The following is a 25,006-nucleotide window of genomic DNA, read 5'->3' as shown; positions in this document are numbered from 1 at the left end:
GTACGTTTCCTGGAATAAAAATCGATGTTGACAAGACGGTCTCATCATATATACTTTTGTAAAAGTTTTAAGGCTCAAACACGAGCCCCGTCTGGAGGTCTTGAGGCCTCCCAATCACTGAGAAAGGTGGCATAAATCGATGAAGAACTTTAGAAATATGTGCGCCCTTGTAGCCATTCTGGCCGTTTTTTCGCCTCTGAGTGCGTGGAGTGCCGACGGGAACACCCTGAACATATACTCGGCACGACACTACGATGTGGACAAAGAGGTCTATGCGTCTTTCGAAAAAGAGACAGGAATAAAGATCAACGTGGTCGAGGGCAAAGGGAATCAGCTCCTGGAGCGTCTTACCAGGGAGAAGGGGCAGTCCGAGGCTGATCTGTTCCTCTCTGTGGGGGCCGAGATCCTCTATCCCCTGAAGGATCGGGGGCTTCTGGGCGAGTATAGCTCAAAAACCGTGGAGAAAAACATCCCTCAAAACTACCGTGGCAAGGGCTGGATGGGCATCACATCCCGAGCCCGGATTATCGCCTACAGCCTGGATCGGGTGGACCCGTCGACCATCAAAACGTACGATGATCTGACCGCTCCTCGCTGGAAGGGCAAGGTTTTGGTCCGGAGCTCCTCCTCGTCCTATAACGTCACCCTTCTTGCCTCGTTTATCCAGCTCTACGGTCCTGAGAAAGCCGCTCAGTGGGCCAAGGGCATAGTGGCAAACTTCGCCAGAACCCCTAAGGGCAACGATCGGGCCCAGGCCAAGGCAATAGTGGCCGGTGAGGGCGATCTGGCTATCATGAACTCTTATTATTACATCAAGATGCTTCGTTCTTCTGACCAGGCCGAGGCGGCGGTTCCCGGAAAGATCGGGCTGATCTTCCCGAAGAACACCCATCTGAACCTGAGTGTGGCTGCCATGGTGGCCGGTGCTAAAAACCGGGATAACGCCGTGAAGTTCCTGGAGTACCTCTCCAGTGAGCCCGTGCAGAGGCTTTATGCCGAAGCCAACGGTGAGTTCCCCCTGAACCCGGCCGTTGCTCTTCCGAAAGTTCAGGCCTCATGGGGCTCTTTCTCCACTCAGAAAGTAGACTTCGAGAATCTGGGCAAGTTCTCCGCAGAGGCTGCAATGATCTTTGATAAGGCAGGATGGAAATAAAACCGTTCGGTTCTCTGCGTTGCAACGGATGGGCTATAAGCAGCACGATCATCGTCTCGATGATCGTGCTGCTTGGTCTTAATGTAATTCTGCATCTCCTGGATGCCTCCTCCCAGACATGGGTTCATATTCGGGATGTGTTGCTCTGGGAGTACGTCGTTACGTCAACGCAACTGGCTCTCGGCGTCCTGATCCTGAGTACGGTTGTCGCCGTCTCTCTGGCGTGGTTTGTCACGGTCTACGACTTTCCGGGGCGAAGGCTCCTGTCTGTAGGGTTAGTCCTCCCCTTGGCAATTCCTCCTTTCATCGGTGCCACCACCTACGTTGGATTCCTGGGATACACGGGGATGGTCCAGTCGGGGCTTCGGGGTCTGGGTGTACAGGTTCCTCCGGGGGCTCTGGACATCATGTCTCTGAAGGGTGCCGTGGTTCTCTTTTCCGTGTTTCTCTATCCTTATACGTACATGATCGTTCGTTCCTTTCTGGCCGGCCAATCCTCCCAGTTCATTGAGGCGGGACGGACCCTGGGCCGTTCCCCTGGAGGAGTCTTTCTTTTTGTCGTTCTTCCTCTGGCCAGAAACGCTGTCGTTGCTGGCGGTACCCTCGTTGTTCTGGAGGTCCTCAGCGACTATGGGGTGGTGTCATTTTTCGGTTTGCCCGTCTTTGGAACGGCTATTTTCAAGGCTTGGATATCCTTCTCCGATGTTCAGGCGGCTCTGAGGCTCTCGGCGATCCTCCTCGTGGTTGTCCTCCTGATCACCTGGTCCGAGCGAGCGCTCAGGGATCCCCGACGATCTGTTGCAGCGTCAACCAGACCACGCCCCATTCAGACGATCAGGGCCAGAGGATGGACCAAGGTGGGGATCATGCTCTTTACCTATGGGGTTTTTGCCATAGGTGTTCTGGTGCCTTTGGGGCAGATGATCGTATGGGCTGTGGCCAGTCGCCACGCAATTCGCTACCATGATTTGGAGGCGATAACCTTTAATTCTATGGCTTTGGGGCTCTCGTGCAGTGCAATCATTCTGGTGTTTGCCCTTATCGTCGCCAACTACCGGCGCCACTTCCCTAATAGGCTCTCATCCGTATGCTCCCGACTGGCAGTGACGGGGTATTCCATACCGGGGGCCGTCATTGCCGTGACGGTGCTTCTTTTTTTCGTCGAGGCTGACCGATTGTTGTCGACCGGCCTCAGCAGGACTCTGATCATGGTTATCACCGGGTACTCTATCCGGTATATGGCCGTGGCCTTTCAGGCAGTGGAAAGCGGTTTTGAGGGAATCGGCACCCGGTTCACCGAGACGGCTCGCACTCTGGGCCATGGTCGCCTGGCCAGCCTTCTCCAAATCGACATCCCTATGATGAAAGACGCCTTAGTGACTGCGTATATCCTCACCTTTGTGGATATAGTGAAGGAACTCCCTCTGGTCCTCCTCCTCCGGCCCTTCAATTTTTCCACCCTGGCTACCAAGGTTTTTGAGTACGCTCACGACGAGATGCTCCCTGAATCCTCAATGGCATCTCTGATGATTGTGGGCTTGAGTGCCTTGCCTATGGTCTTTCTTCATATCATGAAAAAAAGGAGTCCACGTTAATGGCCTGTCTCATGTTGGAGGAGGTTGGATTTTGGTATGTCTCTCAGGAGCGTGCCGTCCTTCACGACCTGTTTCTCTCTATTTCGGATCGGGAGATTGTGGCGCTTTTGGGGCCCAGCGGTTGTGGAAAAAGCACGCTTCTTCGGTTGGTGGCGGGATTGGAGCGAAATCAGGCAGGGAGGATCTGCATCGGCGATGAAGTCGTAGCCTCCGAGACTGTTTTTGTCGAGCCTGAGCACCGCCAGGTCGGCATGGTCTTTCAGGACTACGCCTTGTTTCCTCATATGACAGTCCGTAAAAACGTGGCCTTCGGTCTTCATGGACAGAAAGAAGTCGAACGTCGTCGGCGGGTTCGAGAAACCCTGGAGCTCTGCCATATGGACGGTCATGAGGACGCCTACCCTCACGAGCTCAGCGGCGGTCAGCAACAGCGGGTGGCTATCGCTCGTGCCTTGGCCCCATCGCCTCGCATTCTTCTTTTGGATGAGCCCTTCTCGAATCTCGATGCTCATCTAAAAGCCCGGATACGTCAGGATCTTCGATCCATCCTGAGCGATGCCAAAACGACGGCTCTTTTGGTAACACACGATCAGGAAGATGCCCGCCTCTTCGCTGATCGAACTGTGGATTTTTCTCATCTCTCCTGATCTCCTGCATGAGGAGAAGACTCAGGCCCATGACTCCTATGAGGCCGATGAGGGCTATGCCTCCCAAAAGGGCCGTCACGTTGGCCCAGTTACCACAGCGGTCATAGTAGGTATCTGTTAAAAATACATTGCCTTTGGCAAACATCTCGACGAAAGACAGCTAGAGCATAACTTCCGCAGAAAGCCTGTAGATATCGTAAAGAAAACGATAGTTGCTCCTCCATTTCCCGTAGTCATTCCGGCCAATATTATGACACGTCTTTCGGACTTCGTCGCAAAATCAGCTTCACAATTCTGTTCAAATAAATCAATCTTGTTTTTTTAAATATTTAAAATAAAAACTCAACAATATGTGCTTTATTCTGTAGAAAGAGTTGCCTTTTCGAAAAAAGTGAGTATAATAACGTTTATAATGTAAGCGTTCTCAGGTGACAGGGAAGACCGGTGAGAATCCGGCGCGGGCCCGCTACTGTGTACCTGACGTCCGTCGATGGTGGCCACTGGAGGTTCTTCCGGGAAGGCTTGGCGGACGAACGATGGAAGCCAGGATACCGGCCTGAGAATGAGATCTACGACCCCTGCGAGGATTCGGGGCAAGCGGAGGGGCTCCGTCCATTCTAAGCGGACGGGGTGTTTTTTCGTTTTGCTGATTTAGAGACGTCCTCAAGAGACGTCTCTTTTTATTTGCGCGGACTCACATAGCTATGGTACCTGAAAAATCGAGGTACACTTTTAGGAGGTGGATCGATATATGCACATATCTGAAGGGGTGCTCTCAGCACCGGTTCTTGTGGCCGGGGCAGCTTTGGCCGCAGGTTTCACCGCTCAGGGCCTTCGATCGATTAAGGCCGACGATGTTCCAGCTACTGGAGTCGTCTCAGCGGGGATTTTCGTGGCGTCCTTGATCCATTTTTCGATTGGCCCGTCCAGCGTTCACATGCTTCTCAACGGGGTGTCTGGGGTCATTCTCGGCTGGGCTATATTCCCGGCCTGTGTCGTTGCGCTCTTCCTCCAGGCAGTTCTCTTTCAATTTGGGGGACTGATGGTTTTAGGGGTTAACGCCATGGACATGGCCTTCCCGGGGCTGCTTTTCGGCCTTTTGTTTCGATGGTTTTTCGTTCCCCGAGGTAAAAAAGCTCTGTACGTTGGGGCTTTCGTCTGTAGCGCAGCCTCGGTTATCCTCACGGCGGTCATGACCGCCGGTGTTATGATCTTTACCGGGGAGAATTTTATCGTTGCGGCCAAGCTCATCGTATGGGCTCACCTGCCTGTGGCTGCCATCGAAGGTTTTGTTGGCTCGCTGGTGATTGGTTATCTGGCAAAAACAAAGCCAGAGATGATCGGAAGAAAGCAAGGTGACCTTCTGTGATCAAAAAATACGCGGTGTTGATGACCCTGTGTCTGCTCTGTGCGGCCCCCGCTTGGGCCCACAAGGTGTGCCTTCTCTCGGCCTTTGAGGGTGATACCATAACCGGTGAGGCGTACTTCAGTACCGGCGACCCAGTTGTGAAGGCCGAAGTTCTCATCGAGTCGAACGGAGCCGAGGTCGCCAAAGGGACGACCTCCGACGAGGGGGGCTTCTCCGTACCTATCCCGGCTGGGCTCACCGCTGTACGGGTCACGATCAATGCCGGCATGGGGCACGTGGTACACGAGGACCTGACCAGGGAGGACGTCCCCTCCGCTGAGGAGGTCACACAGGCTTTGGTAGCGGAGGACTCTGCCTTTCCCCCCCCCTCCACCGTGGCGGTCACGTCGATCTCTCAGGAGGACATCCGAAAGGCTGTAGCTGCGGAGATCGCACCGGTCAAGCACATGGTTATGGACATCTCCAAGGCTATGTCTAAACCGGATCTGCCAAGGATCCTGGGGGGTATCGGGTATATCATCGGAATCGTCGGGGCCTTCCTGTGGGGTAAGGCCCGGCGTGGTGTTTGAGACCTTTCTCCGTCGAGTCGATCCCCGCTGGAAAATCCTGCTGGCCATGGCCATGTCCGTGGCAGTCTCGGTTACCAGAGATCTCAGGGGGAGCCTATGGCTTCTGGTGTATGGCCTGATCCTGGCTCTTGCGGCTTGGCTCCCCCTTAAGACGGTTCTCCTTCGACTTGTTGCGGTGAACGGGCTTCTCATCTCACTGTGGTTCACCCTGCCTTTTACTACCGGAGGAGCAACCGTCTTGATTGGTCCCTTGCCCCTCTCGGTCGAGGGGTTGGTCCTCTCGGCGGTCATCACCTTGAAAAGCAGTGCTATGGTCCTGGGGCTCATGGCCCTTTTGGGGACAAGCCCTCTGCACAAGGTTCTTCGGGGCATGGGACAGTTGGGCGTCCCCGTCAAGCTTGTCATGCTTCTACATTTTTGCTCCCGGTACATTCACGTTATTCGAGAGGAAAAACGACGAATTCAGGAAGCCGCTACCTTGAGGGGATTTCGTCCGATTCTCTCCCGAATGGGTATATGGGCTGTGGCGTCTCTGGTGGGCTCCCTCCTGGTTAAAAGTCATGATCGCTCCGTTCGGGTTCACGATGCCCTTGTTCTTCGGGGCTTTGACGGAACTTTCCCGTCTATCCAGGACGACTCCGGGACGGCCGCTGTCGATATGGCCCTCTTCGGTGCGATTGTCGTGATATTTGGAGGGGGATTGTTGATATGAAAACGCTGGAGCTTCAGGACGCTGACATCGGATATGGTGCGACTCCGGTTCTCAGAGACATCTCCCTTCGCCTTACCGTAACTGATCGTCTGTTCCTCAAGGGACCCAATGGGGCGGGAAAAACCACATTGTTTCGGACCCTGGTTGGTCTTCTGCCTCTCCAGAGTGGAAGCATCCTTCTGGACGGCGAGCCTGTCGAATCTGCTAAGGATTGGAGAACTCTTCGCCGTCAGGTTGGGCTCGTTTTTCAGGATCCGGATGACCAGCTTTTCTGTCCGACCCTGTTGGATGATGTGGCCTTCGGGCCTCTCAATATGGGGCTCCCCCGGTCTCAGGTAAAAGAACGATCCCACAGGGTTCTGGAGTCTCTGGGCATGGATCACCTGGCCGAAAAGCCACCTCATATCCTCTCAGGAGGTCAGAAAAAACTGGGATCTCTGGGCACTGTCCTGTCCATGAACCCGGCCTTTCTCCTCTTAGACGAGCCATCGGCCGGTCTGGACGTTGCGGCGACTCAGCGTCTTATCCAGGCTCTGGGAGACTTCCCCGGCGGATTTTTGGTCTCCTCCCACGATGCGGACTTCCTTAACTTGGTGGTCTCCTCGGGACTGGAGGTCAGAGATGGCACCATTTTGGATGAACGCCCCATTAAAGCACCGTAAAAACTCCCCCGGTTTGAGACCGGGGGGTTTTTTGTCTCATCACGTTTTTTCAACAAGGGGCTTGACAGATGTGTTTGGCGAGGCTAATTTATTGATTGGTAAGTAATGGGTTTGAGAGGAGAGGACTCCCATGACGAAAAAAACATCCCGGGACCGGGACCCGGAGGGGACGAAACGAAAGGTGCTTCAGGCCGCTGAGACGACTTTCGCCGAGAGGGGCTTCGCCGGTACCTCCATCCGGGAGATTGCCCGGCGAAGTGGCGTGTCGGGGCCCCTGATTCTGTTTCATTTTCAGAGTAAGGAGGGGGTCTACGAGACCGTCAAAGAAGAGATTTGCCGTCGATGGTATGAGAGCCAGTCGTTCGTCATGGATCCCGAATTCTCGGGCTCAACAAAGGATTTTTTTCGTCATATGATAGAGAACTCCTTCGCTTTCTACAGGGACAACCCAACGATGATCCTCCTGGCAAACTGGGGGCGCCTTGAAGGAGACAACGAGCCTTGGGGCGAAGAGGATCGATATCATAGACAATGCAAGCAGTTCATCCAAGAGGCCCAGGAACGGGGAGATGTTCGATCCGACATAGCTCCTATGACCATAGCCACCGCCATCTGTGGGGCCATCCACATCTGGTGGGAGTTTCGGGAGCACATACAGCAAGGAAACTGCCAAGTTGTCAGCGACGAGGCGTACATGAATCAGCTGACGGATCTCTTCATCACGGGGTTGGGGATCTCGACGAACGACGACGAAGGAGGTACACAAACATGAACAACACGAGGATGACGATCTGGGGCGTAGGTCCCCCCTGGATCGTTCGAAGTGTCCTGTGGGCTCTGCCCATCGTCTACTGCTCCAGGATATCCGGTGGAGTCTTGCCCCTGGGGGCAGTCATGCCCCGAACGACCGCCGTCATCGGGGCGATCCTGCTTGTCTTGGGATTCCTTTTCTGTGCTGCAGGAGCTCAAGCTGTCCGTCGCCACTTTGCTCAGGGAACCCTGTGTACCTCCGGGGTCTTTAGTTTGTGCCGAAACCCCATCTATGGGGCCTGGATCCTGTTTATCATTCCGGGATTTGTACTCCTCATCAAGGGTGACCTGTTCCTTCTCCTGATCCCGGTTGCCATGTATATCTGTCTGGGACAGCTCTTGCCGCAGGAGGAGGCCTGGCTCAGGGACCGATTCGGTCGAGCGTATAACGACTACTTACGCTCGGTGCCCCGCATTGTTCCCCGCCTTAGACGCCGAGAGGCTTCATCCCGAAGGAGGACGCAGGGCACCGAATTACGAGAGAACCTCACGGGCATCCCGGCGACCATGCTCATCACCCTTTGGGCCAAGGCAGTGGAGACCAAGCGGGAGAACCCTATCCTGACGGATCACAGGGCTGCCCAGATGGTGGATGCTATTGACTATGATTTCTCGGTTTTCGACAGTTGTTGGAAATCCCAGGTTGGAGTGGCGATCCGGTCCATGATCTTCGACCGAGAGACAAAAAACTTCCTCCGCAGGCACCCCGACGGCATCGTGGTGAGTCTGGGCTCGGGGCTGGACTTCCGGCAGGAGCGCATCGACGCACTTGATGTTCGGTGGTATGACCTGGACCTGCCGGAGGCCATTGAGGTCCGAAGTCGCTACCTCCCCGAGACGGAGCACAGGCGATATCTGGCCCGATCTGTCTTCGACGTCTCATGGATGGATGATATTCCAAAGGACGCTCCTGTCCTGTTCATCGCTGAGGGGCTTCTCATGTACTTCACAGAGGGGGAGGTGCGCTCCCTGTTCGTTGATCTGGCCCGGCGGTTTCCCGGTGGGGAGATGCTCTACGAGATCCTGGGATCGGCTCTGGTAGGCAAGGCCCGATTCCACGATTCCTTGCCCAGGGTCAGTCCCGGACTGGAGTTTCTCTGGGGTCCCAAGGACCCGGCCCAGGTGGTGAACTGGTCTCGACACATTCATTTCCTGGAGAAGTGGAATATCTTTGACTACGCTCTTCCCCGATGGCGGTGGATGAGGCTTTTCGGCAAGATTCGATGGCTTCGGGAGAACATGTCTAACCACGTGGTCCATGTTGTTTTTGACAATGACAAAAGAGGTGCATAAGACAATCCAAAAAACGGGAGCTCTCACCGATGCTCCCGTTTTTTCTTAACAGGTTTGAAGTTTATTTGATACTGTCCCGGTAGGCTTTCATGGCTCGTGCCAGGCGCTGGGTTCCCTCTTTTGAGTTCTCGGGGCTTGACTGGGCGAAGGAAAAACGAAGGGTGCCCAACCCCTGAGACGGATCCGCAAAGAAGACGCTTCCCGGGAGCAGAGCGACCTGCTCGTGTTCCACGACGTATCTGGCGAACCGAAGGTCGTCGTCCAGCCAGGGGATCTGTCCCCAGAGGAAGAAACCGCCGTTTGGAGTGACGAACTCAAGCCCCAGTGGGGCACACTCGTCTCGAAGAGCCTGGGCCAGGGCATCCCGACGCTCTCGATAGACGTTTTTCAGGGGTTCCAGATAAGCGTTCACGTCCTGGTTGCTCATAAAATCCCACACTGCGTATTGATTGACCGCTGGCAGGCTTGAGTTGGACGATGCCTGAAGGTCCACAAGAGGCTGGATCATCTTCGGTGGTGTCACCATCCACCCCACTCGAAGGCCCGGGGCGATGATCTTTGAGAAACTTCCCAGATAGATGACGTCCATGCCGTTGCCCGCGAGTGCCATGTAGCTTCCCTGGTGTTCCCCCTCGTAGCGAAGATGGCGGTAAGGGTCGTCCTCCAGAATGATCGTGCCGTAGCGTCGGACCAAGGCCAATATCTCTTTCTTGCGAGTGTCGGTTGTCGTGCAGCCCGATGGGTTTTGAAAGTTAACGACTGTATACAGAAACTTCACCTGACCAGCCACGCTCAACACTCGTTCGAGGTCGTGGGGGATAATCCCCTCGTCGTCCATGGCTACCTGGAAGATGCTAGCCCCCTGACGGCGGAAGGTACACAAGGCCTCGGTATATGTGGGGCTCTCGACGACGATCCCGTCACCCAGTTCGATGAAGGCCTCGGCGGCGAGGTGAATTCCCTCCTGGGCGCCTTCAATGAGCATGACCTGATCCTCGGTAACCCAATCTGGAACGAGCCCGTCGTCCCTCATCCATTGGACGATCCACTGTCGAAGCTTGGGGTATCCTCCGTTATACGGAGAGTAGGGGAGGAGGTCGGCGTTGCCTAAAGACCGGGCAAAGGAGGCCTGGAGCCCTTCCAGAGGGTACAGATCAGAGCTGGGTTGCCCGGCGGTGAAGGACAGGGCGTTCCAACGGTTGCCCAGGGCCTGCATCTTGGTAATCATGGATGGTTCCAGACGGCGGATTTTTCCTGTGAACAACGATTCCGATGTTTTGAGCATACGATATCCCTCCAAGTCAAATCAAAACTTTATCATCGTCGAGCATTGGCTGCAAGATATGGCGAAAGAATCTGACGGAGTTGTTGGATGAGCAAAAAGCGATACGTCAATGTGTGTAGTCCTCAAAAACAGAGGGCAGTATCCAACTTTGTACGTGTATGGGATAAATTCGGCGGCGAGATTGCTGTAAGGCGTTAGGCGCCAAGGGAGAGCGGGAATAACAAAAAGGCGGGCTGGACTAGCCGGCCCGCCTTGAATGAAAAAGACTCAAAAAATCAATTGCCGCAGCCATCGCTACAGCTGCCCCCACCACCGCCACTGTGGTCCCTGTCGCCTCTGCCGTCATGATCCCTTCCGCCGTGGGTTTTGGATGGCGGACGGTAGTTCTTCTTCAGTCCTTTCTGTTCTAAAATTCGCCTGATGTGTGGTTTGTCCAGAAACGCGGCAAGTTCTTCGTCGGACATTTCGCCCAGATCGAGTTCTTCGGCGATGTCGCCTCCGGTAGCTCCCAGGATATTGACGAAAAGTTCCGCTTTATTGCCAGAGGTTACAACCCCGATGTACGTAGCAACTTGCGTGGCCTTATCGATGGCATTCTTCTTTCTCGTTCTTCCCCCATCGATCGCGATTAAATCGTCTGCCAAGGTCATCGCGGTACTGATATTTCCAGCGGTCCAAAGTCCGACAGCGGCTACTGCGCCGACGGCTGTAAGGGCCCCCGTGGCGGGCAGAGAAACCGTTGTCAGTATAAGGCCTCCCGTCCCTACCGAAAAGGCCGCCGTTGCCTTGGTGAAAGCCATTATCTTGGCCCAGTTTTTTTGTCCCACAACATCGCCTATGCGACGGTGACCGTACCCCACGGTCGAGGTAATCTTACGGATGCCTTTCTTAGCGAGTTTCCCGGCTTCAACAGCCACATAGTAGGTCGCTTTTGCCACATTTTTAAGCTGCGTGGTGAGGGAGGGAGCGTCTTTGAAGTTGCTTGATCGGTATCGAGCCCAGGCTGGAGAAGTCCCGAAGAGTCCGGTCAAAAGAGCGAGTCGCTGCTCAGGTTCGGCTCGAGTGCTCCAGGTCACCATGACCAAGTCCACGGTATCCTCCAGTTTTTTCCCTGCCTTGGCCATGGCCTCGCAACATTCTTGTGTGTGCTTCAGCCTGGCCAGCATCTCCTCCTTTGATCCCTTCCGCTCGTTCAGAGCCTCCAGTTTGTTAAAAGAGTCCTTTGTTTGCATGCTGGTGAGCATGAGCAACTCGACGGCATTGGCCAAGCGACGTTTCTCCGGTTGGGTGAGGCCGAGGTTGATAGGGCCTGAGTGGCTTGGTGCCGAAGGAGTGCTGCTCTCGCCAGCAGGCCTCGTTACAGAAACGCTCCCCTCCGATGACGTGATAGTGACTCCGTAGGCGGGGGTGACCATGAGAACGGCGGCCATGAGGCACGCTACCATTCGAAACCTGTCGCGCATTGTACGTTCCTCCTTTCACGAAGAGGGCCAACGGCCCCCCTAATCAGTTTCACGACGATCCGACCAAGGCGGCCTTCACGTCGTCAGCCAGGTATTTGGCAGCCTCAAACACCCCTTCGTCCCCGGTATCCGATGAGACGGAAAAGCTCTGGACTACCGACCCGGTATCCACATCGACGAGCCTGGATTCAAGGGAGATCTCCCCTCCCAGGCCGTTTACCGATCCAATCAGAATATATCGAGCTCCCACAGCTTTACCCACGGCTGCTGCTGTAGCAGGATCGACCAGCCCCGATGAGCCTATACGCTGTTCGCTGCCTGCCTGTATTCTGTGATTTTTATCGACCACCACAAGGCTCAAACCGGACACGGATGCCAGCTTGGTTCGCAGAACCTCGCCTACCGCGGCTCCCAGATGGGGCTCAACGCCGTTTACCTTAAAATCGGGGATCGCCATGGGCAACACCGCCCACGCCCCCGTGGTCATCGCCACCACGAGGGTCAGGGAGAGCAGGACACGAAAGCTTCTCATGAGGCTACAGCACGAGGCCACAGGATCATAGCTGTTCCCCGAATTTCGTTGGTCATTCGGTGTACGGCGTCTCGAAGCCCTTCGATTTTGCCGTCGACCATGATCTTCCCGGACGAGAAGGAAAGCTCTTTCAGAATCGTCAGTGCCTTCTTGGCCCTGTCGCTGTTCTTATAAGCCTGAGCCTCGTGGAATTTGAGAATATATGAAAGTTTGGTTCGAGAGACTAAGGTTCCCTCATCGTCCCGCACCATGAGTCGATCAAGGGTTTTATCCTTTTCGACGGCCTTTTGCACTTCCTGGATATCCTCTGGCTTGCCTCTTTGTCCTGCCTCGGATGCGAAGAGGGAAGCCGCCAGGGTCCGAACTTTTTCCCGGTCCCCCAGAAGATCCGTGATGGAGTCGTACTGGGTGGACAGGATGTCCATGATCAGGGCCTTCCCTTTGTCGTACTCGTCGTTTTTGAAGTAGCACCGCGCCATGCAGTACATGATGCTCCCTTTCACCTTGGGATCCACCTCATCCAGTTTTCGTCGAGCCAAGGTCATGAGGCGAGTACACTCTCCCTGTTTAAGGGAGCGTTGGGCCGCCTCCAGAAGTTCCTGAGTCGCCCTGGTCCCCTTGGAGCTCCCGCCAGAATCAGAGGCACCGCCTCCGTCGCGAGTTCACCCAAAGGCACATCCAGCCAAGGCAAGGAGTGCTACAAGTCCGAACATAAACATGATGATATTTTTCTTCATTTTTATCATTCCTTTCTTTCATATAAAAACCCTCACTGGAGGATCTCGTTGAGTTTCGCTGCCAAAGACGAATCCATGGTACGAAGGATCTCCAGCTGCTGCCTGGCCTCTTTGTCACGGTCATCAAGCGCCAGGGTCATCCCCAGAAGAAATCGGAGATTTGGATCGTTTCCGTCCAGCTCGACGGCCCTGATCAAAATCTTGCGGGCCAGATCAAACCGGGCGGCCTCCAACAACATCTGCCCCAGAGCCCCATAGGCAGGGACGTAGTGAGGGTCTCGATCAACAGCTATGGAAAAAGCCTCCATGGCATCCTCTAACCGTCCTCGGTTTTTGTACGCCTGGCCGATGAGAAAATGAGGTTCGGCCAGTTCGGGTCTGAGATTCGCCGCCTTTTCGAGGTAGTCCGTCGCCTCGTAATACTTGCCTCGCATAAACAGACACTTGCCCACGAGCAAAGCCGCCTCGGCTGAGGTGGGATCGTAGGTCAAGGTTTCCTTGGCTGACAGTTCGCTGTCTCGATATCGCTTGATGCTGTAGTACATGGAGGCAACGATGAATCGAAGCGTCCCATTTTTAGGGCTCAGGGACACCATCTTGTCCCAATAGGGAAGTGAGCGTCGGTATTTCCCCTGGTTGTACAGGGCGAGAGCGTCGTAGAGGTAGCGCCGGTAGTCGTCCTTCGCCCCCCCTGTGGGAGCTTCACCCGTGAGGGAGGCGGCAATATCCGCCGCAAGGGTCCGAACGGCCAGGGGCACCCCGGCCTCTCCCCGATCGGTGACGGATTGATACCCCGCCACCACGGCCACTCGCTCCACGTCCACGAGTCGGGCTGTCAGGAGGGTGAGAACACCAAAATGACTTACGGCACCCTGGATGTAGTATCGAGCTCCAACTAACTTGCCAATGGACGCGGCGCTCTTTTGACCGACCATTCCGGACAAATTCACATGTTGCTGTCGGGCCAGGGCATCCAGCCGACGGCGCTCAACCAGTCGAACACCTCGAAGTCCCTGCAGACGGCTTGAGAGCATGGCGATCACCGATTGTCCCACCGAGTAGCTTGCCCCTGCCGTATTGAAGTCTCCCACGGCGATGACCATGGGATCGGCCCACGCCCAGGAGGCTATCAGGAGCAGTCCGAGCGACAGGAGCCAGAAACGGGATCTCATCACATTTAACGGGTCTTCTGGAACCACCGATGCTTCATGGCATCGTAGGTATGAATCGAATCGGCGGTAACCACCCGGACCTCCCGATCAAGCACGACCGCCGCCTGAACGCCTGGTATTGGCCGGACATCCCATCTGTGGGTCGTCATGTCGTAGACGCAGACCTCCTGAGTGTCCCAGCAGACGGCAAGGTTATCCCCCAAAGATCCGTCAAAGGAGGCCTCTGCGTGCTCCATGGCGGCAGTCTGCCAGTTTTTCAGGATCGAATCGTAGACCATAAACTCGTTCTGGGTCATGGCCAGGGCCATCTTTCGGGAGACGAGGGCCGTCTCAATGACGCCCTGAGGCTCTGGCCCGAGTATCCATTCGGGAATCCTCCCGTTGAAAACCGCCACGTTTTTGGGACCCCAAACGACCGCCAGCTCATCGCTCAAGAGAGCCGACCGGGCAGAAAGACCGTCCAGAGGAATCCACTGATGGGTTCGAATATCGTAGGCCATCACCTCTTGATCGCTCCAGATTACTGCCAGATTGTTATGCGTTTTCCATCCGACCGTCGAAAAATCATTGAGGACAGAATGCGCATCAAGCCCTGGGTCGTAGAGCTTCACCGTATTCTTCGTCACGAACAACCGAACTTCCGCCGTTGACGGGGTTGCTGCAAAAACCAAGAGCGCAACCATAGGCAACACATATCGTTTCATCATCACACAAAAGCACTCCCTTCGTTGAGCATCTCAAACACAAATGGCCAATAATCAAGAAACAATCCTGCTAAAAATCCACCATCAAGGAACGAGCCGCATCCACACGAATTGCTGCGGCCCCCAAGGAGGAACGAATCGCTGCCGCAAGAGCTCTTGCATCACCTGAGAACACCACCTCCATAGACACGGGGGGCCCCGCTGAAATCAACGATGCGGAGCGAACTCCCGGCAGACTTGCTAGCTTTTGGCGAGCCTCCTCGACGGCTACAAGCCCCGAGAGGCCTGAGATAGACAGGGAATAACTGTGCCCCGAGGGAGCCGTACTCTGAGAGGAGGATGCCTCTCCACGAGACAGGGCCCCTGCCACATGATTGGCGGCGTTCAGTAAGGCTTTAGCCGCCGCCTCTCGAGGTGTGTATCCTACGTCTTTGCCCACTACGGCGTTGGAAAAAAGATACCGTCCATCTCGGGCACGATAGGCCTGAAGAGCGATGGTGATTGTCGCTGTATATAAACCAAATTCGTTGGTTACGGGACGATGACCAGCAGCTGCCCCCTTGACGTAATATTGAACGCCATACTTTCGTCCCAGTGCCATGATGGCGTCAACATTGCCATCCAGAGCTAGGCGAGCTGCCTCGCTTCGCTCCATGCTATCGAGGCGAGCTTTATCCACGACGGCATACCCCTCTTGAGCAAGGCGATGGATAATCGCTGCCTTGGCAGCTACCAGGTCCCCCCGTTTTAAAGTTCCCGAACCGATGAGCATAACGGCCACTCGACCGTCTTTAGGGATGACGTTTGCCCAAGAGGAGGTGCTCTGTATCGTAAGACAGGTAAAAAAAATAAAAACGACTCCCCATAGAGCAAAACGACCTTTCACGGAATCACCTCCACAGTCGATCATGGATTTCAACATTGAACAGCGTATACGTTTTTATGATAACATATCAGAATAACAGCATACCAGAAAAAGGTAAGGAGAATGGTTACGTATCGAAAGGAGACGATGATCGTGATGAAAAAGTTCCTGGCAACCATCTGTCTTTGTGTCATGTTGGTGCCCACTGTATGGGGAGAGACGAGAGCCGATCAAACAGGCAAGGTCGTCCTTGACTGGACAAGAGAGTACATTGAGGCTATGGGGCAGGCCGTTCCTCCGACGGGGAAAGAGAACACGGCCCAGGGTAAGCTTCTGGCTCAGAGAGGGGCTGTCGTCGATGTCCAGCGTAATTTGCTGGAGTTCATCAAGGGGGTTCAGGTCACTTCCAGGACTACTCTGGATAACTTCATGGCTGACGACATGGCTAGGACGAGTATCTCGGGCATGGTCAAAAACGTGAACATCGTTCGATCTGAGTGGGATGGCGAGATATACACCGTCTGGGGACGCATTCCTCTCCAGGATATTCGTCAGGCTATGGCTCCGTCCATCAAGGCGCAGGTCGCAAAGGAGGCTGCTCCTAAACACAAAAAGGCGAAGAAGAGGTCGGGACACACGGGGCTTGTCCTGGATTGTCGTAACCTGCCGCTGATCCCCGCCCTCACGTTCCGCATACTCTCTCAGTCGGGGAAAGAAGTCTACAGCTTCGACCGGGTCGAGATGGAGCATTTTCTGGCGTCTGGTCTGTGTGACTACCACACCAACATGGGCTGGGCCAAGGATCAGCCTCGGGTGGCAGCATCTCCTCTGATCATCACCCCGACAGGCCTGGTCGCGACCCAAAACGTCGATATCGTTGTCAGTAATAAGGACGCCTCTCGAATCGCGGCTCTTCCTGACTCGGTGATACATCGCTGCAGAGTCTCAATAGTGAAGCGATAAGAGGCCCCGACCTTAGTTCATTACAACAACATATTTAGCGTCGGGAAGGTTCGAGTCTTCGCAGCATAGGGCGGAGGCGTTGGCCTATATCATCACTCTATCTATTCTCGTTCCTGATGATGACGTCAGGGGCTGTATGTTCAATTCTTCAATAATGCTCCAAATTGTCTTGTTCAAGAGAACCGGCGGTAAAAGTTTTTTGTGTTAGTCTTTGTTAATATAACTTGCCGCCGGTTCTGGGTCGTATCTTTTTTTGTGCCTCAGAGCTTCGAAAAGGGGCTCTTAGAGGTCCTCCCAGACAAAGGAGGATTTATTAAGAATATGAAAACAGCACATAAGAAAAAACAGACGAGTATGTGGTGGGTTATCATGATTGTGATCCTGACGGTGTATCTTTTGTCATTTATTATCCCTTCAGGTCAATTTCAAAGAGATGGAAGGTATGCAATTCCAGGCTCCTATCAAGAGATGGAAAAAGTGTATTTAAATCCCTTTGAGGCTCTGGGGGCAGTCCCCTCTCAAGCCTATGCCACATTCGGAAAACTCTTCATAGCAATTTTGATCTTTGGGGGAATGATGGGAGTAGTGAACTCAACTAAAACACTGGATATAGCTCTTACCAACCTGATATTGAAGCTCAAGGATAAAGCTTTATGGATAATACCTATTTTTATCTTCGTGATGGGATTTATAGGCGCCCTTGGTTCCATGATATCAACCGCTATCTTGTTTATACCGCTTGGCCTCGCAGTTGCAAAAAAACTTAAAACAGACAGGGTGTTTGGTGTCGCATTAATTATTATTGGGTCCTATACAGGATTTATGTCCTCGCCTGTATGTATGTTTACGACCGTTTTAGGACAGGAAATAGCGGGACTTGAGCCATTTTCAGGTATGTTTTTCAGAACTGTTGTCACGATCATCAACCTTGCGGTTGTATCGGTTGGGTTAATGTTATATGCGAAAAGAACCCAGAAAAATCCCTCGAAATATCTAGATTCCTTCGGAGAGGGAGATGATTCAGAGGAGGCCTTTGAAATCAGTGTAGAAAAATTGACTCGAAAACAGATTGCTGTTTTGATTCTTTTCGCTGGTGCGTTCGTGCTCTTCGCATTGGGAGGCCCCGTTTTTAAGCTGAATCTTCTTCAGCTAAGCTCCATTATGCTTCCGGCAGGTATCGTGATAGGTTTTATCTCCGGCTATGACCTTGATAAAACCATGAATAAATTTGTTGATGGGGCAAAGGACATGATGCCTGTCTTGATCTTTATGATTTTGAGTTGTTCTATGCTGGCGACGCTTAATAATTCCATGATTATAGATTCAATAGTCTATTTTATTTCAATTCCTTTGAATGCTCTTGGTCATACCGCTGCAGCTATTGGGATGTTTATTGCGAACAGTATTATTAATGTATTTATCAACAGCGGTTCTGGGCAGACGGCTATTATGATGCCTATCATGGCACCGCTTTCTGACGTCACCAACGTCACACGTCAGATGGCACTTCTTTCGCTTCAGTATGGAGATGGATTTACAAATCTTTTGGCGCCTACGAGTGTGAACCTTCTCGCCTGTTTAGCCTTAGCAAAGGCATCATTTAAAGAATGGTACAAGCTTATAGTCCCTATTTACAGTGTGTTATTTGTGGTGATGTGTGTTTCGATCGTTATTGGCAGTAAAATGGGTTTTTAGTTTTGCACGAATGTGATATTTTTATGAAGTTTACTGACTCAAGGTCGGTAGACTTTTGATTAAGGAGGAAAGATGACTAGTTTGGCAAAGAGGGTTTCCGAACTTGCTTTGTTCAATGAGAATTACATAATAGAGATCCGTGAAAGAATACACAGATATCCTGAGTTATCGTTCAAAGAATACGAGACGAGCCGTCTTATCAGAGATGAGCTGAACAAAATGGGAATTGGCTATGTGAATAGTCCTGTCGAAAATGGGGTTATTGCGGAGATTGACAGCGACAAACCAGGAAATTTTTTGATGTTAAGGGCAGATATGGACGCATTGCCTATTCAAGAGGATGTTGATGTGTCATACAAATCCAAGATTGACGGCGTCATGCATGCGTGCGGGCACGATATTCATGTCGCAAATCTTCTGGCAGTTGGTAAAATCCTGAAAGAATTGAAGGGGGAATGGACGGGTAAGGTTAAGCTTGTATTTCAGCCGGGGGAGGAAAATGGCGGTGGAGGCCGAGAGATGATCAGAAACGGACTGATGGATGAGCTTCCGGACGCATGTTTTGCAATACATGTCCTAAATAAAAAACTAGGCGTTGTTGTGGCAGGTTCTAAAAATCTCACAGCTTATTCAGATGCGTTCTATATTACGGTTAAGGGCAAAACAGCACATTCGTCAGCACCAGAGGATGGTGTTGACGCTATAGGTATCGCAGCCCAAATTATATCAACGTTGAATACTATAGTTGCAAAGAACATCAATCCACTTGAATCCTCCACGCTCAATGTGGGGAAAATTGTCGGTGGTACGGCACCTAATATCATCGCGGGAGAAGTCAAAATGGAGTTGATGATGAGGAATAAAACCCAGAAAGCAAGAGATATTTTTGCCGAAAGAATTGAAACAATATGCAGAGAAACGGCTTCGATGATGGGCGGTGAATGCGAGATCAAGAGAAGATATGGATACGATTCGGTATACAATGATGAAGGGCTAACAGGCTTTGTCGTTGATACAATTATGTCCAATGCTGATGAGCTGTATAAAAACCTTGATATATCAGAAACAAACGTCAATGAATTGATCCTTGCAGGGAATCAGTTTTCGATGAAAAGTGAAGATTTTGGATTCTATTCACAAAATACACCCTCGACAATGATTTGGGTTGGAGTTGGTGAAGGGCCTGTAATGCATAATTCAAGGTTCCATGTCGACAGCGAGAATATTATTTTTATAACCAAGCTGATGACGATAGTCGCGTTGGAGTACCTGAGGACACCTCTGAAAAATCTCATAATGGCAGAGTAGTATTTTCCTCTCCAGGTTAAAAGGGTAAAAATAAAATTTATGCCCCAAAAATTGAGAAAAATGATACTTTCCTGAGATGACGAGGCCTCCTTGCGGGAGAAAGCACCTCCGATAGTTGCGAAAAGGCGAATGATTCATTGGTACGTGTAACAAACAGTAGGCTGGTCCCTCTTTGGACACTCGTTGAAGGAGTACTGCGAAGGTCTCACAAAAGACTCTCTCACTGTCATATGGCTGTCATCCGTAACCGTGATATACGAGACGATATCCTTCCTGTACGTACAAAAGCACGGTGACTCGTCGAGACGAGCCCTTGGTGACGGGAATGATTTTATACAGATGAGGTCCTAAAGGCAGAGGGATTGTACTTGATGGAGCAGGGGGCCTTGAAATGTGCTGTCGAAAGCATATGTATTGAGGTTCTATTCAAAAGCGTAGCAATAAAATCTTCCAGATTATACACGTATCATGCAACACAGGTGGTCAAGTTCGAAAATATAGGGTATGATAGTTTTGATGTCTTCGGGGCCGGGTGAAAATCCCGAACCGGCGGTGGTGGATCGCAGAGATCCCAAGCCCGCGAGCCGAGAGGTTGATCCGGTGAGAATCCGGAGCCGACTGTGAGGCAACCCTTTCAGGTTGTCGAGTCAGGATGGAAGGAGACGCTATGGAGAGAAAACAAGCCCCGGTTGACCTATGGTTACCGGGGCTTTTTTTATGACCGATCACGAAAGGATGATTTTTCATGGAAGCTGTTTCCTATGCCACTCGTACCAGACAGATGGTCTGGACCGCCCTTTTGTCGGCCTTGGCAGCGCTCCTCATGTATCTTGACATGGCGGTGCCCCTGTTCCCTTCCTTCCTTAAGATGGATCTGTCCGACGTTCCCGCTCTCATCGGTGCCTTCATCTGGGGGCCGGGAGCTGGCATTCTTATCGAAGCTATCAAAAATGGCATCAACACCTTTACCACCACATCGGCGGGCATCGGCCAGGTGGCCAACTTCATCATGGGCTCAGCCCTCGTCCTTCCTGCGGGGTTTGTCTACCGGCGCTGGCACACAAAAAAAGGTGCTGTCGCTGGCCTGATTCTGGGGACGTTGTCCATGGCCGTCATAGCGGCTGTCGCGAACACATGGTTTCTCTTACCCTTCTACTCCCGCTTTATCCCTCTGGATAAAATCGTTGCCATGTCTCATGCCGTGATCCCAGCCATCACCGATCTGAGGAGCTTGGTTCTCTATGGAGTGGTGCCCTTTAATATATTCAAGGGTATCATCGTTTCTCTGGCGACTTTTGCACTCTACAAGCGAATCAGTGTTCTCCTCTCTCGGTAGCTCGTTGAGGAAAAAATCAATCGTGTGTGCTTTTGTCTATATACAGGATTGTCCTTTTGAAAAAGATGGGTATAATGGCTCCTACAACTTAAGCGTTCTCAGGTGACAGGGAAGACCGGTGAAAATCCGGCGCGGACCCGCCACTGTGTACCTGACGTTTGTCGATCATAGCCACTGGAATCTCTCCGGGAAGGCTTGACGGGCGGATGAGGGAAGCCAGGATACCGGCCTGAGGACGAGACCTACGACCCCTGCGAGGATTCGGGGCAAGCGGAGACTCGCCGTCCTTTGTGAGTGGACGGGGTGTTTTTTCGTGTTGCTGATTTAGAGGCGTCCTCAAAGGACGTCTCTTTTTATTTGCATGGCCTACAAAAGGAGAAAAGACATGAGCGATTTGTTCGACCAGGTACGAGATCGAATCCGATGCCCTGCCCTAAGGTCCAGATTGATGGCGCCGGAGGAAGCGACCCTCTATATTCAGGAGGGGAACGTCGTGGGGTGTAGTGGCTTTACCCCAGCGGGTTACCCCAAGGCAGTCCCCTCGGCCATGGCCGACCGAGCTCTGGCCGGAGGCCCCAAAAACCTCACCCTCTGGACAGGTGCGTCTGTCGCCCCCGAGCTGGACGGACGTCTTGCCGAGGCGGGAGCCATCGCCTATCGTTTCCCTTACCAAACAGGTAAGGCCATCCGAGGCTCCATCAACGCTGGTCAGGTGGGCTTTCAGGATATGCATCTGTCCATGACGCCCCAAAACCTCCGCTACGGTTTTTACGGCAATATGGATGTCGCCATCATCGAAGTCTGTGCCATCACGGAAGAAGGGCATCTTGTTCCCACCACGTCCGTGGGGAACTCGCCCAGTTTTGTCGCTGCTGCTGATCGGGTTATCGTGGAGGTAAACGTTACCCAGCCCCAGGATTTAGAGGGTATTCATGATGTTTTTATCCCTGCAGAACCCCCCTTCCGAAAGCCGCTCCATGTCTTGGAAGTCAACGACCGAATTGGCACGCCCTACATCCCGTGTCCCATAGAAAAAATCGTGGCGGTCTCTCCTTGTGATGTGCCAGACCACCTGAATGCCATGAAAGCTCCAGATTCTGTCTCTCAGGCCATGGCGGACAATCTGTTGGATTTTTTGTCCATGGAGGTCAAAGCCGGTACCGTTCCTCCCGGTTTGCTTCCCATCCAGGCTGGGGTAGGCAATGTGGCTAACGCCGTTATCGGTGGCTTGGTTGATTGGCCCACCGACGATCTTCGAATATACACTGAGGTCATACAGGATTCTATGCTCGATCTTTTGGAACGGGGCAAGGTTTGCCAGATGTCGGGAACGGCCTTTACCAACTCCCCTGAGGGAGCGAAGCAGCTGCGTCATCGGCTTGAGGAAATACGCAAAAAAGCGGTACTCCGTCCCCAGGAAATCAGCAACCACCCGGAGATCATCCGTCGCTTAGGTCTCATCGCCGTGAACACGGCGCTTGAAGTGGACCTCTACGGTCACGTTAACTCCACGGTGGCCATGGGAAGCCGGATGATCAACGGTATAGGCGGCTCGGGAGACTTTGCGAGAAATGCCTTCTTGAGCGTTTTTCTCTGCCCCTCGGTCACCGATGAAGGACGGATATCCCGGATCGTTCCGTTTTGTTCCCACGTGGATCACACGGAGCACGACGTGGACGTGGTGGTGACCGAACACGGTGTCGCCGACCTCAGAGGACTCATACCGAGGGAACGAAGTTGTCTCATGATCGATCGATGTGCTCATCCAGACTATCGGCCTCTCCTTCGAGACTACCTACGAATAGCAGAGCGGCGGGGAGGCCATGAGCCCCACGATCTGGCTTCAGCCTTCGATTGGCATCTTCGATACATGGACCATGAAAACATGCTTCTCTAAATATACGACCTCCTGTGCGTCCTGAAACAGGATGTATCTCTTCCCAGCCCTTTGTTCTTCCCTGTAACAGGGGCTCCTGTATCTGGCGTTCTGATACCCGTCGTTCTCAGAATGCTCATGCCCGAGGTTTTTAGTGGTTTTTCCTCTTTTTAATAATTTTAAACTCTGTCTCGTCACAATGGATTCATGGCTGTACTTGACTGGGAGGAGAGGTGGAAGTATGTTAGTCAAGGTTTGTTTTATCTCCTCTATGGCGTCTTGTTTATATACATTTTATTGCTATATTGCTATATATTTAAAGTATGGGTTTTGGTATGTGTGAGATCAGAGGCAAAAGGAGAGGCACCTCGACAAAAGAGGGAGCTTGGGTTGCTCCGATGTCTCGTGCGGAGAACCCCTTGCGTTGGATCTTCGATCTGTAGATCTGTCTCCTGAGGCTATTGTAAGCGGTTTCTTCTGCAGGATGTTTCTCTGTTTGCATGAGAAATCGATCCCGTCTTGAGTATAAACGAGGAAGGCAATGGGTTCCACTTTCAGGAAGAGCGTTTTTAAGAATTTTTTTCGTTTTAGACTATCAGTTTAAAATCTTCCCCACCAATGTTTTTTTGACTGATATTTTTATCATTGTAAAAGCAATCCTGAGAGAGGGATGTTCTGAGATATAAAATTCTCGGCTGGCGTGGCATCCCTGAAATGGAGGGGATGCCATCTTCTAATGCGGATATTGATGGGTATTTTTAGTTTAATTAGTTTATTTTTTGTTTGTTTCGAAAAAATTTTGAAGTATGGCGGAGGTTTCTTATCATGAAAAGGTTAACAGCATTTTTCCGTGTGTTTTTTGTGATCTCAGGTCTTGTGTCTTTTGGAATTGGAGTATCGTATGCGTCTGAGTTCAAGCCTACAGGGCATCCCGTGTCAATTGGGCAAAAGAGTGCAGGAGGGAAGAACGCCGTCGTCGTTAGGGGAGATTTTGATTCCATTGAATCGGTTCTTGAGAAGATGAATAGAGCTCACTCTATCATTGATGGTCGTGAACTGGAGAACTATGATTTAAGCGAGGTCAGTCAGCTTTACATCAATTGTGGTTCAGATACCCCGCATAGCGGTGTCCTGAACAAGGTTAAGAAATTCGTCGAGGAGGGAGGTAGTCTGTACATTTCCGATTGGGCGCATAACTACCTTGAACCTTGGGGTTTTACTTTTGAAGATAGTGGCGAGGAAGGTTTCACCACCGGATACATAAAGGAAAATGGTCTTAAAAAGTATCTGAAAGGCAAGGACAAAATATCTATTCATTATGACTTATCTTCTTGGTCCGTAATCAAGAGTTCCGGTGGGCATAAGTGCAAGCCACTGATCACAGGTGATGTCATGACCTTTGGGGGGCCCATCCAGGACGCCAAGTTGGCGATTCTTTTCAAAGCGGGTAATGGTACAATCCTTTACACTACCTTCCATACAGAAGAGGGAATGACAAAAGACGCAAAGGACGTTCTGGAGTTCTTCGCTGACACTACCGCGATCAACAGTATTGTTAACGAGGAGTTTGTCGAAAATAACATCCCGCCATCCCACCTGGTTGCCAGCAACAGTAGCTCCCTTTCCAGTGCAAAAAATCTCGGGATTCCGGTAAAAATTGTGCCCAGCGGCGTTGCAAAATTTTTTCTCAGGATATACGATTTTTCCGAATCGGCGAAAAACGCTTTCTCGGAAAGCGCTTTGATGAACTCGTACTCATGTACTGTTGATATGTACACACCCAATGGAACTCTGTACAGAACCCTTGAGCTGCAAAATGGAAAAGGCGCTGTCGAGGTTCCTGCCAATGACAATACGCCCGGGGAATGGTCGTTCAAGGTCCAGAACTTCAGCGGATATTCCGAGAAGTCCAACATCATGGTTATCAGCACCGGAGTAAACGCAGAGGAAGACCCCGGACTTGTAATTATAGGCCCTGCAAAACCCTCCACCCCGGAGAGATCTCCTGGCGTTCCTCCCAGCGCAGACTCCAGCGGTTCCGGCTGTAACGCAGGTTTTTCCTTGTTTATCCTTCCTTTCTTGGCACTGCCGTTGTTCCTAGGGAGAAAATAGCGGACGAACAACGGTCCTTTTGAGGGACGCAAGCAAGGTGTTAATAAATCCGCCCCGGCGTTGTATCGTTAGATAAACGTCAGGGCGGATTGTCTCTTTCATGGCCTTCAGGGGCATCTCGACTGTGCCCAGAGCCAGAGATTCCACT

The 25,006-nt window shown here is 52.2% G+C and carries 22 protein-coding genes and 3 riboswitches; of the genes, 15 read left to right on the top strand and 7 right to left on the bottom strand.

All coding sequences use genetic code 11. From position 1 onward, the window contains the following. Nucleotides 1-139: 139 nt before the first annotated feature. The 8 genes from CSA35_01715 to CSA35_01680 all read left to right on the top strand — a co-directional run bounded on the left by CSA35_01715 (nt 140) and on the right by CSA35_01680 (nt 8,810). Complete coding sequence (locus CSA35_01715) at nt 140-1,153, top strand: Fe(3+) ABC transporter substrate-binding protein (protein ID PIE55179.1); 1,014 nt, start codon at nt 140-142, stop codon at nt 1,151-1,153. Next, nucleotides 1,144-2,748: a hypothetical protein gene (locus CSA35_01710; protein PIE55178.1), complete on the top strand. Its 1,605-nt coding sequence runs from the start codon at nt 1,144-1,146 to the stop codon at nt 2,746-2,748. The genes CSA35_01715 and CSA35_01710 overlap by 10 nt, the downstream gene beginning before the upstream one ends. Then, complete coding sequence (locus tag CSA35_01705) at nt 2,748-3,395, top strand: ABC transporter (GenBank protein PIE55177.1); 648 nt, start codon at nt 2,748-2,750, stop codon at nt 3,393-3,395. Before CSA35_01710 ends, CSA35_01705 begins: the two co-directional genes overlap by 1 nt. 409 nt (nt 3,396-3,804) lie before the next feature. After that, nucleotides 3,805-3,970: riboswitch (cobalamin riboswitch) on the top strand. Between the two features lie 176 nt (nt 3,971-4,146). Continuing rightward, complete coding sequence (locus CSA35_01700; GenBank protein PIE55176.1) at nt 4,147-4,764, top strand: cobalamin biosynthesis protein CbiM; 618 nt, start codon at nt 4,147-4,149, stop codon at nt 4,762-4,764. Nucleotides 4,765-5,184: 420 nt separating this feature from the next. Beyond that, nucleotides 5,185-6,045, top strand: coding sequence for a cobalt ECF transporter T component CbiQ (locus tag CSA35_01695; protein PIE55175.1), 861 nt, complete (start codon nt 5,185-5,187; stop codon nt 6,043-6,045). Next, complete coding sequence (locus CSA35_01690) at nt 6,042-6,707, top strand: nickel ABC transporter ATP-binding protein (protein ID PIE55174.1); 666 nt, start codon at nt 6,042-6,044, stop codon at nt 6,705-6,707. The genes CSA35_01695 and CSA35_01690 overlap by 4 nt, the downstream gene beginning before the upstream one ends. 130 nt (nt 6,708-6,837) lie before the next feature. Further along, on the top strand, nt 6,838-7,479 hold the full coding sequence (locus CSA35_01685) for a hypothetical protein (protein ID PIE55173.1): 642 nt from the start codon (nt 6,838-6,840) through the stop codon (nt 7,477-7,479). After that, a complete protein-coding gene (locus CSA35_01680) occupies nt 7,239-8,810 on the top strand; it encodes a hypothetical protein (GenBank protein ID PIE55172.1) in 1,572 nt (523 codons plus the stop codon). The genes CSA35_01685 and CSA35_01680 overlap by 241 nt, the downstream gene beginning before the upstream one ends. 61 nt (nt 8,811-8,871) lie before the next feature. Here the strand turns inward: CSA35_01680 and CSA35_01675 are convergent, their stop codons facing one another. The 7 genes from CSA35_01675 to CSA35_01645 form a co-directional block, all read right to left on the bottom strand. Next, nucleotides 8,872-10,095, bottom strand: coding sequence for an aminotransferase (locus tag CSA35_01675; GenBank protein ID PIE55171.1), 1,224 nt, complete (start codon nt 10,093-10,095; stop codon nt 8,872-8,874). Between the two features lie 275 nt (nt 10,096-10,370). Further along, nucleotides 10,371-11,558 (bottom strand): hypothetical protein, encoded by a 1,188-nt coding sequence (locus tag CSA35_01670; GenBank protein PIE55170.1) that lies wholly within the window; start codon nt 11,556-11,558, stop codon nt 10,371-10,373. Nucleotides 11,559-11,607: 49 nt separating this feature from the next. Beyond that, nucleotides 11,608-12,090, bottom strand: coding sequence for a hypothetical protein (locus CSA35_01665; protein PIE55169.1), 483 nt, complete (start codon nt 12,088-12,090; stop codon nt 11,608-11,610). After that, complete coding sequence (locus CSA35_01660) at nt 12,087-12,635, bottom strand: hypothetical protein (protein ID PIE55168.1); 549 nt, start codon at nt 12,633-12,635, stop codon at nt 12,087-12,089. Before CSA35_01660 ends, CSA35_01665 begins: the two co-directional genes overlap by 4 nt. Nucleotides 12,636-12,859: 224 nt before the next feature. After that, the gene (locus CSA35_01655) at nt 12,860-14,002 is read right to left on the bottom strand and encodes a hypothetical protein (protein PIE55167.1); all 1,143 of its coding nucleotides are present in this window, start codon (nt 14,000-14,002) and stop codon (nt 12,860-12,862) included. A 2-nt stretch (nt 14,003-14,004) separates the two neighbouring features. Next, nucleotides 14,005-14,709, bottom strand: a complete 705-nt coding sequence (locus CSA35_01650; protein PIE55166.1) for a hypothetical protein — start codon at nt 14,707-14,709, stop codon at nt 14,005-14,007. 64 nt (nt 14,710-14,773) lie between these two features. Then, nucleotides 14,774-15,589 (bottom strand): hypothetical protein, encoded by an 816-nt coding sequence (locus CSA35_01645; GenBank protein ID PIE55165.1) that lies wholly within the window; start codon nt 15,587-15,589, stop codon nt 14,774-14,776. A gap of 102 nt (nt 15,590-15,691) precedes the next feature. Between CSA35_01645 and CSA35_01640 the strand changes: the two genes are divergently transcribed. The 7 genes from CSA35_01640 (at nt 15,692) to CSA35_01610 (ending at nt 24,858) form a co-directional block, all read left to right on the top strand. Further along, nucleotides 15,692-16,531: a hypothetical protein gene (locus CSA35_01640; protein ID PIE55164.1), complete on the top strand. Its 840-nt coding sequence runs from the start codon at nt 15,692-15,694 to the stop codon at nt 16,529-16,531. 321 nt (nt 16,532-16,852) lie between these two features. Next, entirely contained in the window at nt 16,853-18,226 is a 1,374-nt protein-coding gene (locus tag CSA35_01635) for a hypothetical protein (GenBank protein PIE55163.1), read from the top strand. 72 nt (nt 18,227-18,298) lie between these two features. Then, nucleotides 18,299-19,534, top strand: coding sequence for a peptidase M20 (locus CSA35_01630; protein PIE55162.1), 1,236 nt, complete (start codon nt 18,299-18,301; stop codon nt 19,532-19,534). A gap of 514 nt (nt 19,535-20,048) precedes the next feature. Next, nucleotides 20,049-20,202: riboswitch (FMN riboswitch) on the top strand. A 77-nt stretch (nt 20,203-20,279) separates the two neighbouring features. After that, nucleotides 20,280-20,870 (top strand): ECF transporter S component, encoded by a 591-nt coding sequence (locus tag CSA35_01625; GenBank protein ID PIE55161.1) that lies wholly within the window; start codon nt 20,280-20,282, stop codon nt 20,868-20,870. An 83-nt stretch (nt 20,871-20,953) separates the two neighbouring features. After that, nucleotides 20,954-21,118: riboswitch (cobalamin riboswitch) on the top strand. 137 nt (nt 21,119-21,255) lie between these two features. Next, nucleotides 21,256-22,767: an acetyl-CoA hydrolase gene (locus CSA35_01620; protein ID PIE55160.1), complete on the top strand. Its 1,512-nt coding sequence runs from the start codon at nt 21,256-21,258 to the stop codon at nt 22,765-22,767. 479 nt (nt 22,768-23,246) lie between these two features. Then, complete coding sequence (locus tag CSA35_01615) at nt 23,247-23,432, top strand: hypothetical protein (protein ID PIE55159.1); 186 nt, start codon at nt 23,247-23,249, stop codon at nt 23,430-23,432. A gap of 139 nt (nt 23,433-23,571) precedes the next feature. After that, on the top strand, nt 23,572-24,858 hold the full coding sequence (locus CSA35_01610) for a hypothetical protein (GenBank protein PIE55158.1): 1,287 nt from the start codon (nt 23,572-23,574) through the stop codon (nt 24,856-24,858). Nucleotides 24,859-25,006 lie beyond the last annotated feature (148 nt).

The sequence above is a fragment of the Dethiosulfovibrio peptidovorans genome (genome assembly GCA_002748665.1).
GTDB classification, from domain to species: Bacteria; Synergistota; Synergistia; order Synergistales; family Dethiosulfovibrionaceae; genus Dethiosulfovibrio; species Dethiosulfovibrio peptidovorans_A.
This window is presented reverse-complemented; position numbering and strand designations above follow the sequence as displayed.

What these genes read in the sequence shown, in the direction of transcription:
- CSA35_01715 (PIE55179.1), top strand. Translation starts at nt 140, where the DNA reads ATGAAGAACTTTAGAAATATGTGCGCCCTTGTAGCCATTCTGGCCGTT.
- CSA35_01710 (PIE55178.1), top strand. Translation starts at nt 1,144, where the DNA reads ATGGAAATAAAACCGTTCGGTTCTCTGCGTTGCAACGGATGGGCTATA.
- CSA35_01705 (PIE55177.1), top strand. Translation starts at nt 2,748, where the DNA reads ATGGCCTGTCTCATGTTGGAGGAGGTTGGATTTTGGTATGTCTCTCAG.
- CSA35_01700 (PIE55176.1), top strand. Translation starts at nt 4,147, where the DNA reads ATGCACATATCTGAAGGGGTGCTCTCAGCACCGGTTCTTGTGGCCGGG.
- CSA35_01690 (PIE55174.1), top strand. Translation starts at nt 6,042, where the DNA reads ATGAAAACGCTGGAGCTTCAGGACGCTGACATCGGATATGGTGCGACT.
- CSA35_01685 (PIE55173.1), top strand. Translation starts at nt 6,838, where the DNA reads ATGACGAAAAAAACATCCCGGGACCGGGACCCGGAGGGGACGAAACGA.
- CSA35_01680 (PIE55172.1), top strand. Translation starts at nt 7,239, where the DNA reads ATGCAAGCAGTTCATCCAAGAGGCCCAGGAACGGGGAGATGTTCGATC.
- CSA35_01675 (PIE55171.1), bottom strand. Translation starts at nt 10,095, where the DNA reads ATGCTCAAAACATCGGAATCGTTGTTCACAGGAAAAATCCGCCGTCTG.
- CSA35_01670 (PIE55170.1), bottom strand. Translation starts at nt 11,558, where the DNA reads ATGCGCGACAGGTTTCGAATGGTAGCGTGCCTCATGGCCGCCGTTCTC.
- CSA35_01665 (PIE55169.1), bottom strand. Translation starts at nt 12,090, where the DNA reads ATGAGAAGCTTTCGTGTCCTGCTCTCCCTGACCCTCGTGGTGGCGATG.
- CSA35_01660 (PIE55168.1), bottom strand. Translation starts at nt 12,635, where the DNA reads ATGACCTTGGCTCGACGAAAACTGGATGAGGTGGATCCCAAGGTGAAA.
- CSA35_01640 (PIE55164.1), top strand. Translation starts at nt 15,692, where the DNA reads ATGGTTACGTATCGAAAGGAGACGATGATCGTGATGAAAAAGTTCCTG.
- CSA35_01635 (PIE55163.1), top strand. Translation starts at nt 16,853, where the DNA reads ATGAAAACAGCACATAAGAAAAAACAGACGAGTATGTGGTGGGTTATC.
- CSA35_01630 (PIE55162.1), top strand. Translation starts at nt 18,299, where the DNA reads ATGACTAGTTTGGCAAAGAGGGTTTCCGAACTTGCTTTGTTCAATGAG.
- CSA35_01625 (PIE55161.1), top strand. Translation starts at nt 20,280, where the DNA reads ATGGAAGCTGTTTCCTATGCCACTCGTACCAGACAGATGGTCTGGACC.
- CSA35_01620 (PIE55160.1), top strand. Translation starts at nt 21,256, where the DNA reads ATGAGCGATTTGTTCGACCAGGTACGAGATCGAATCCGATGCCCTGCC.
- CSA35_01615 (PIE55159.1), top strand. Translation starts at nt 23,247, where the DNA reads ATGAGAAATCGATCCCGTCTTGAGTATAAACGAGGAAGGCAATGGGTT.
- CSA35_01610 (PIE55158.1), top strand. Translation starts at nt 23,572, where the DNA reads ATGAAAAGGTTAACAGCATTTTTCCGTGTGTTTTTTGTGATCTCAGGT.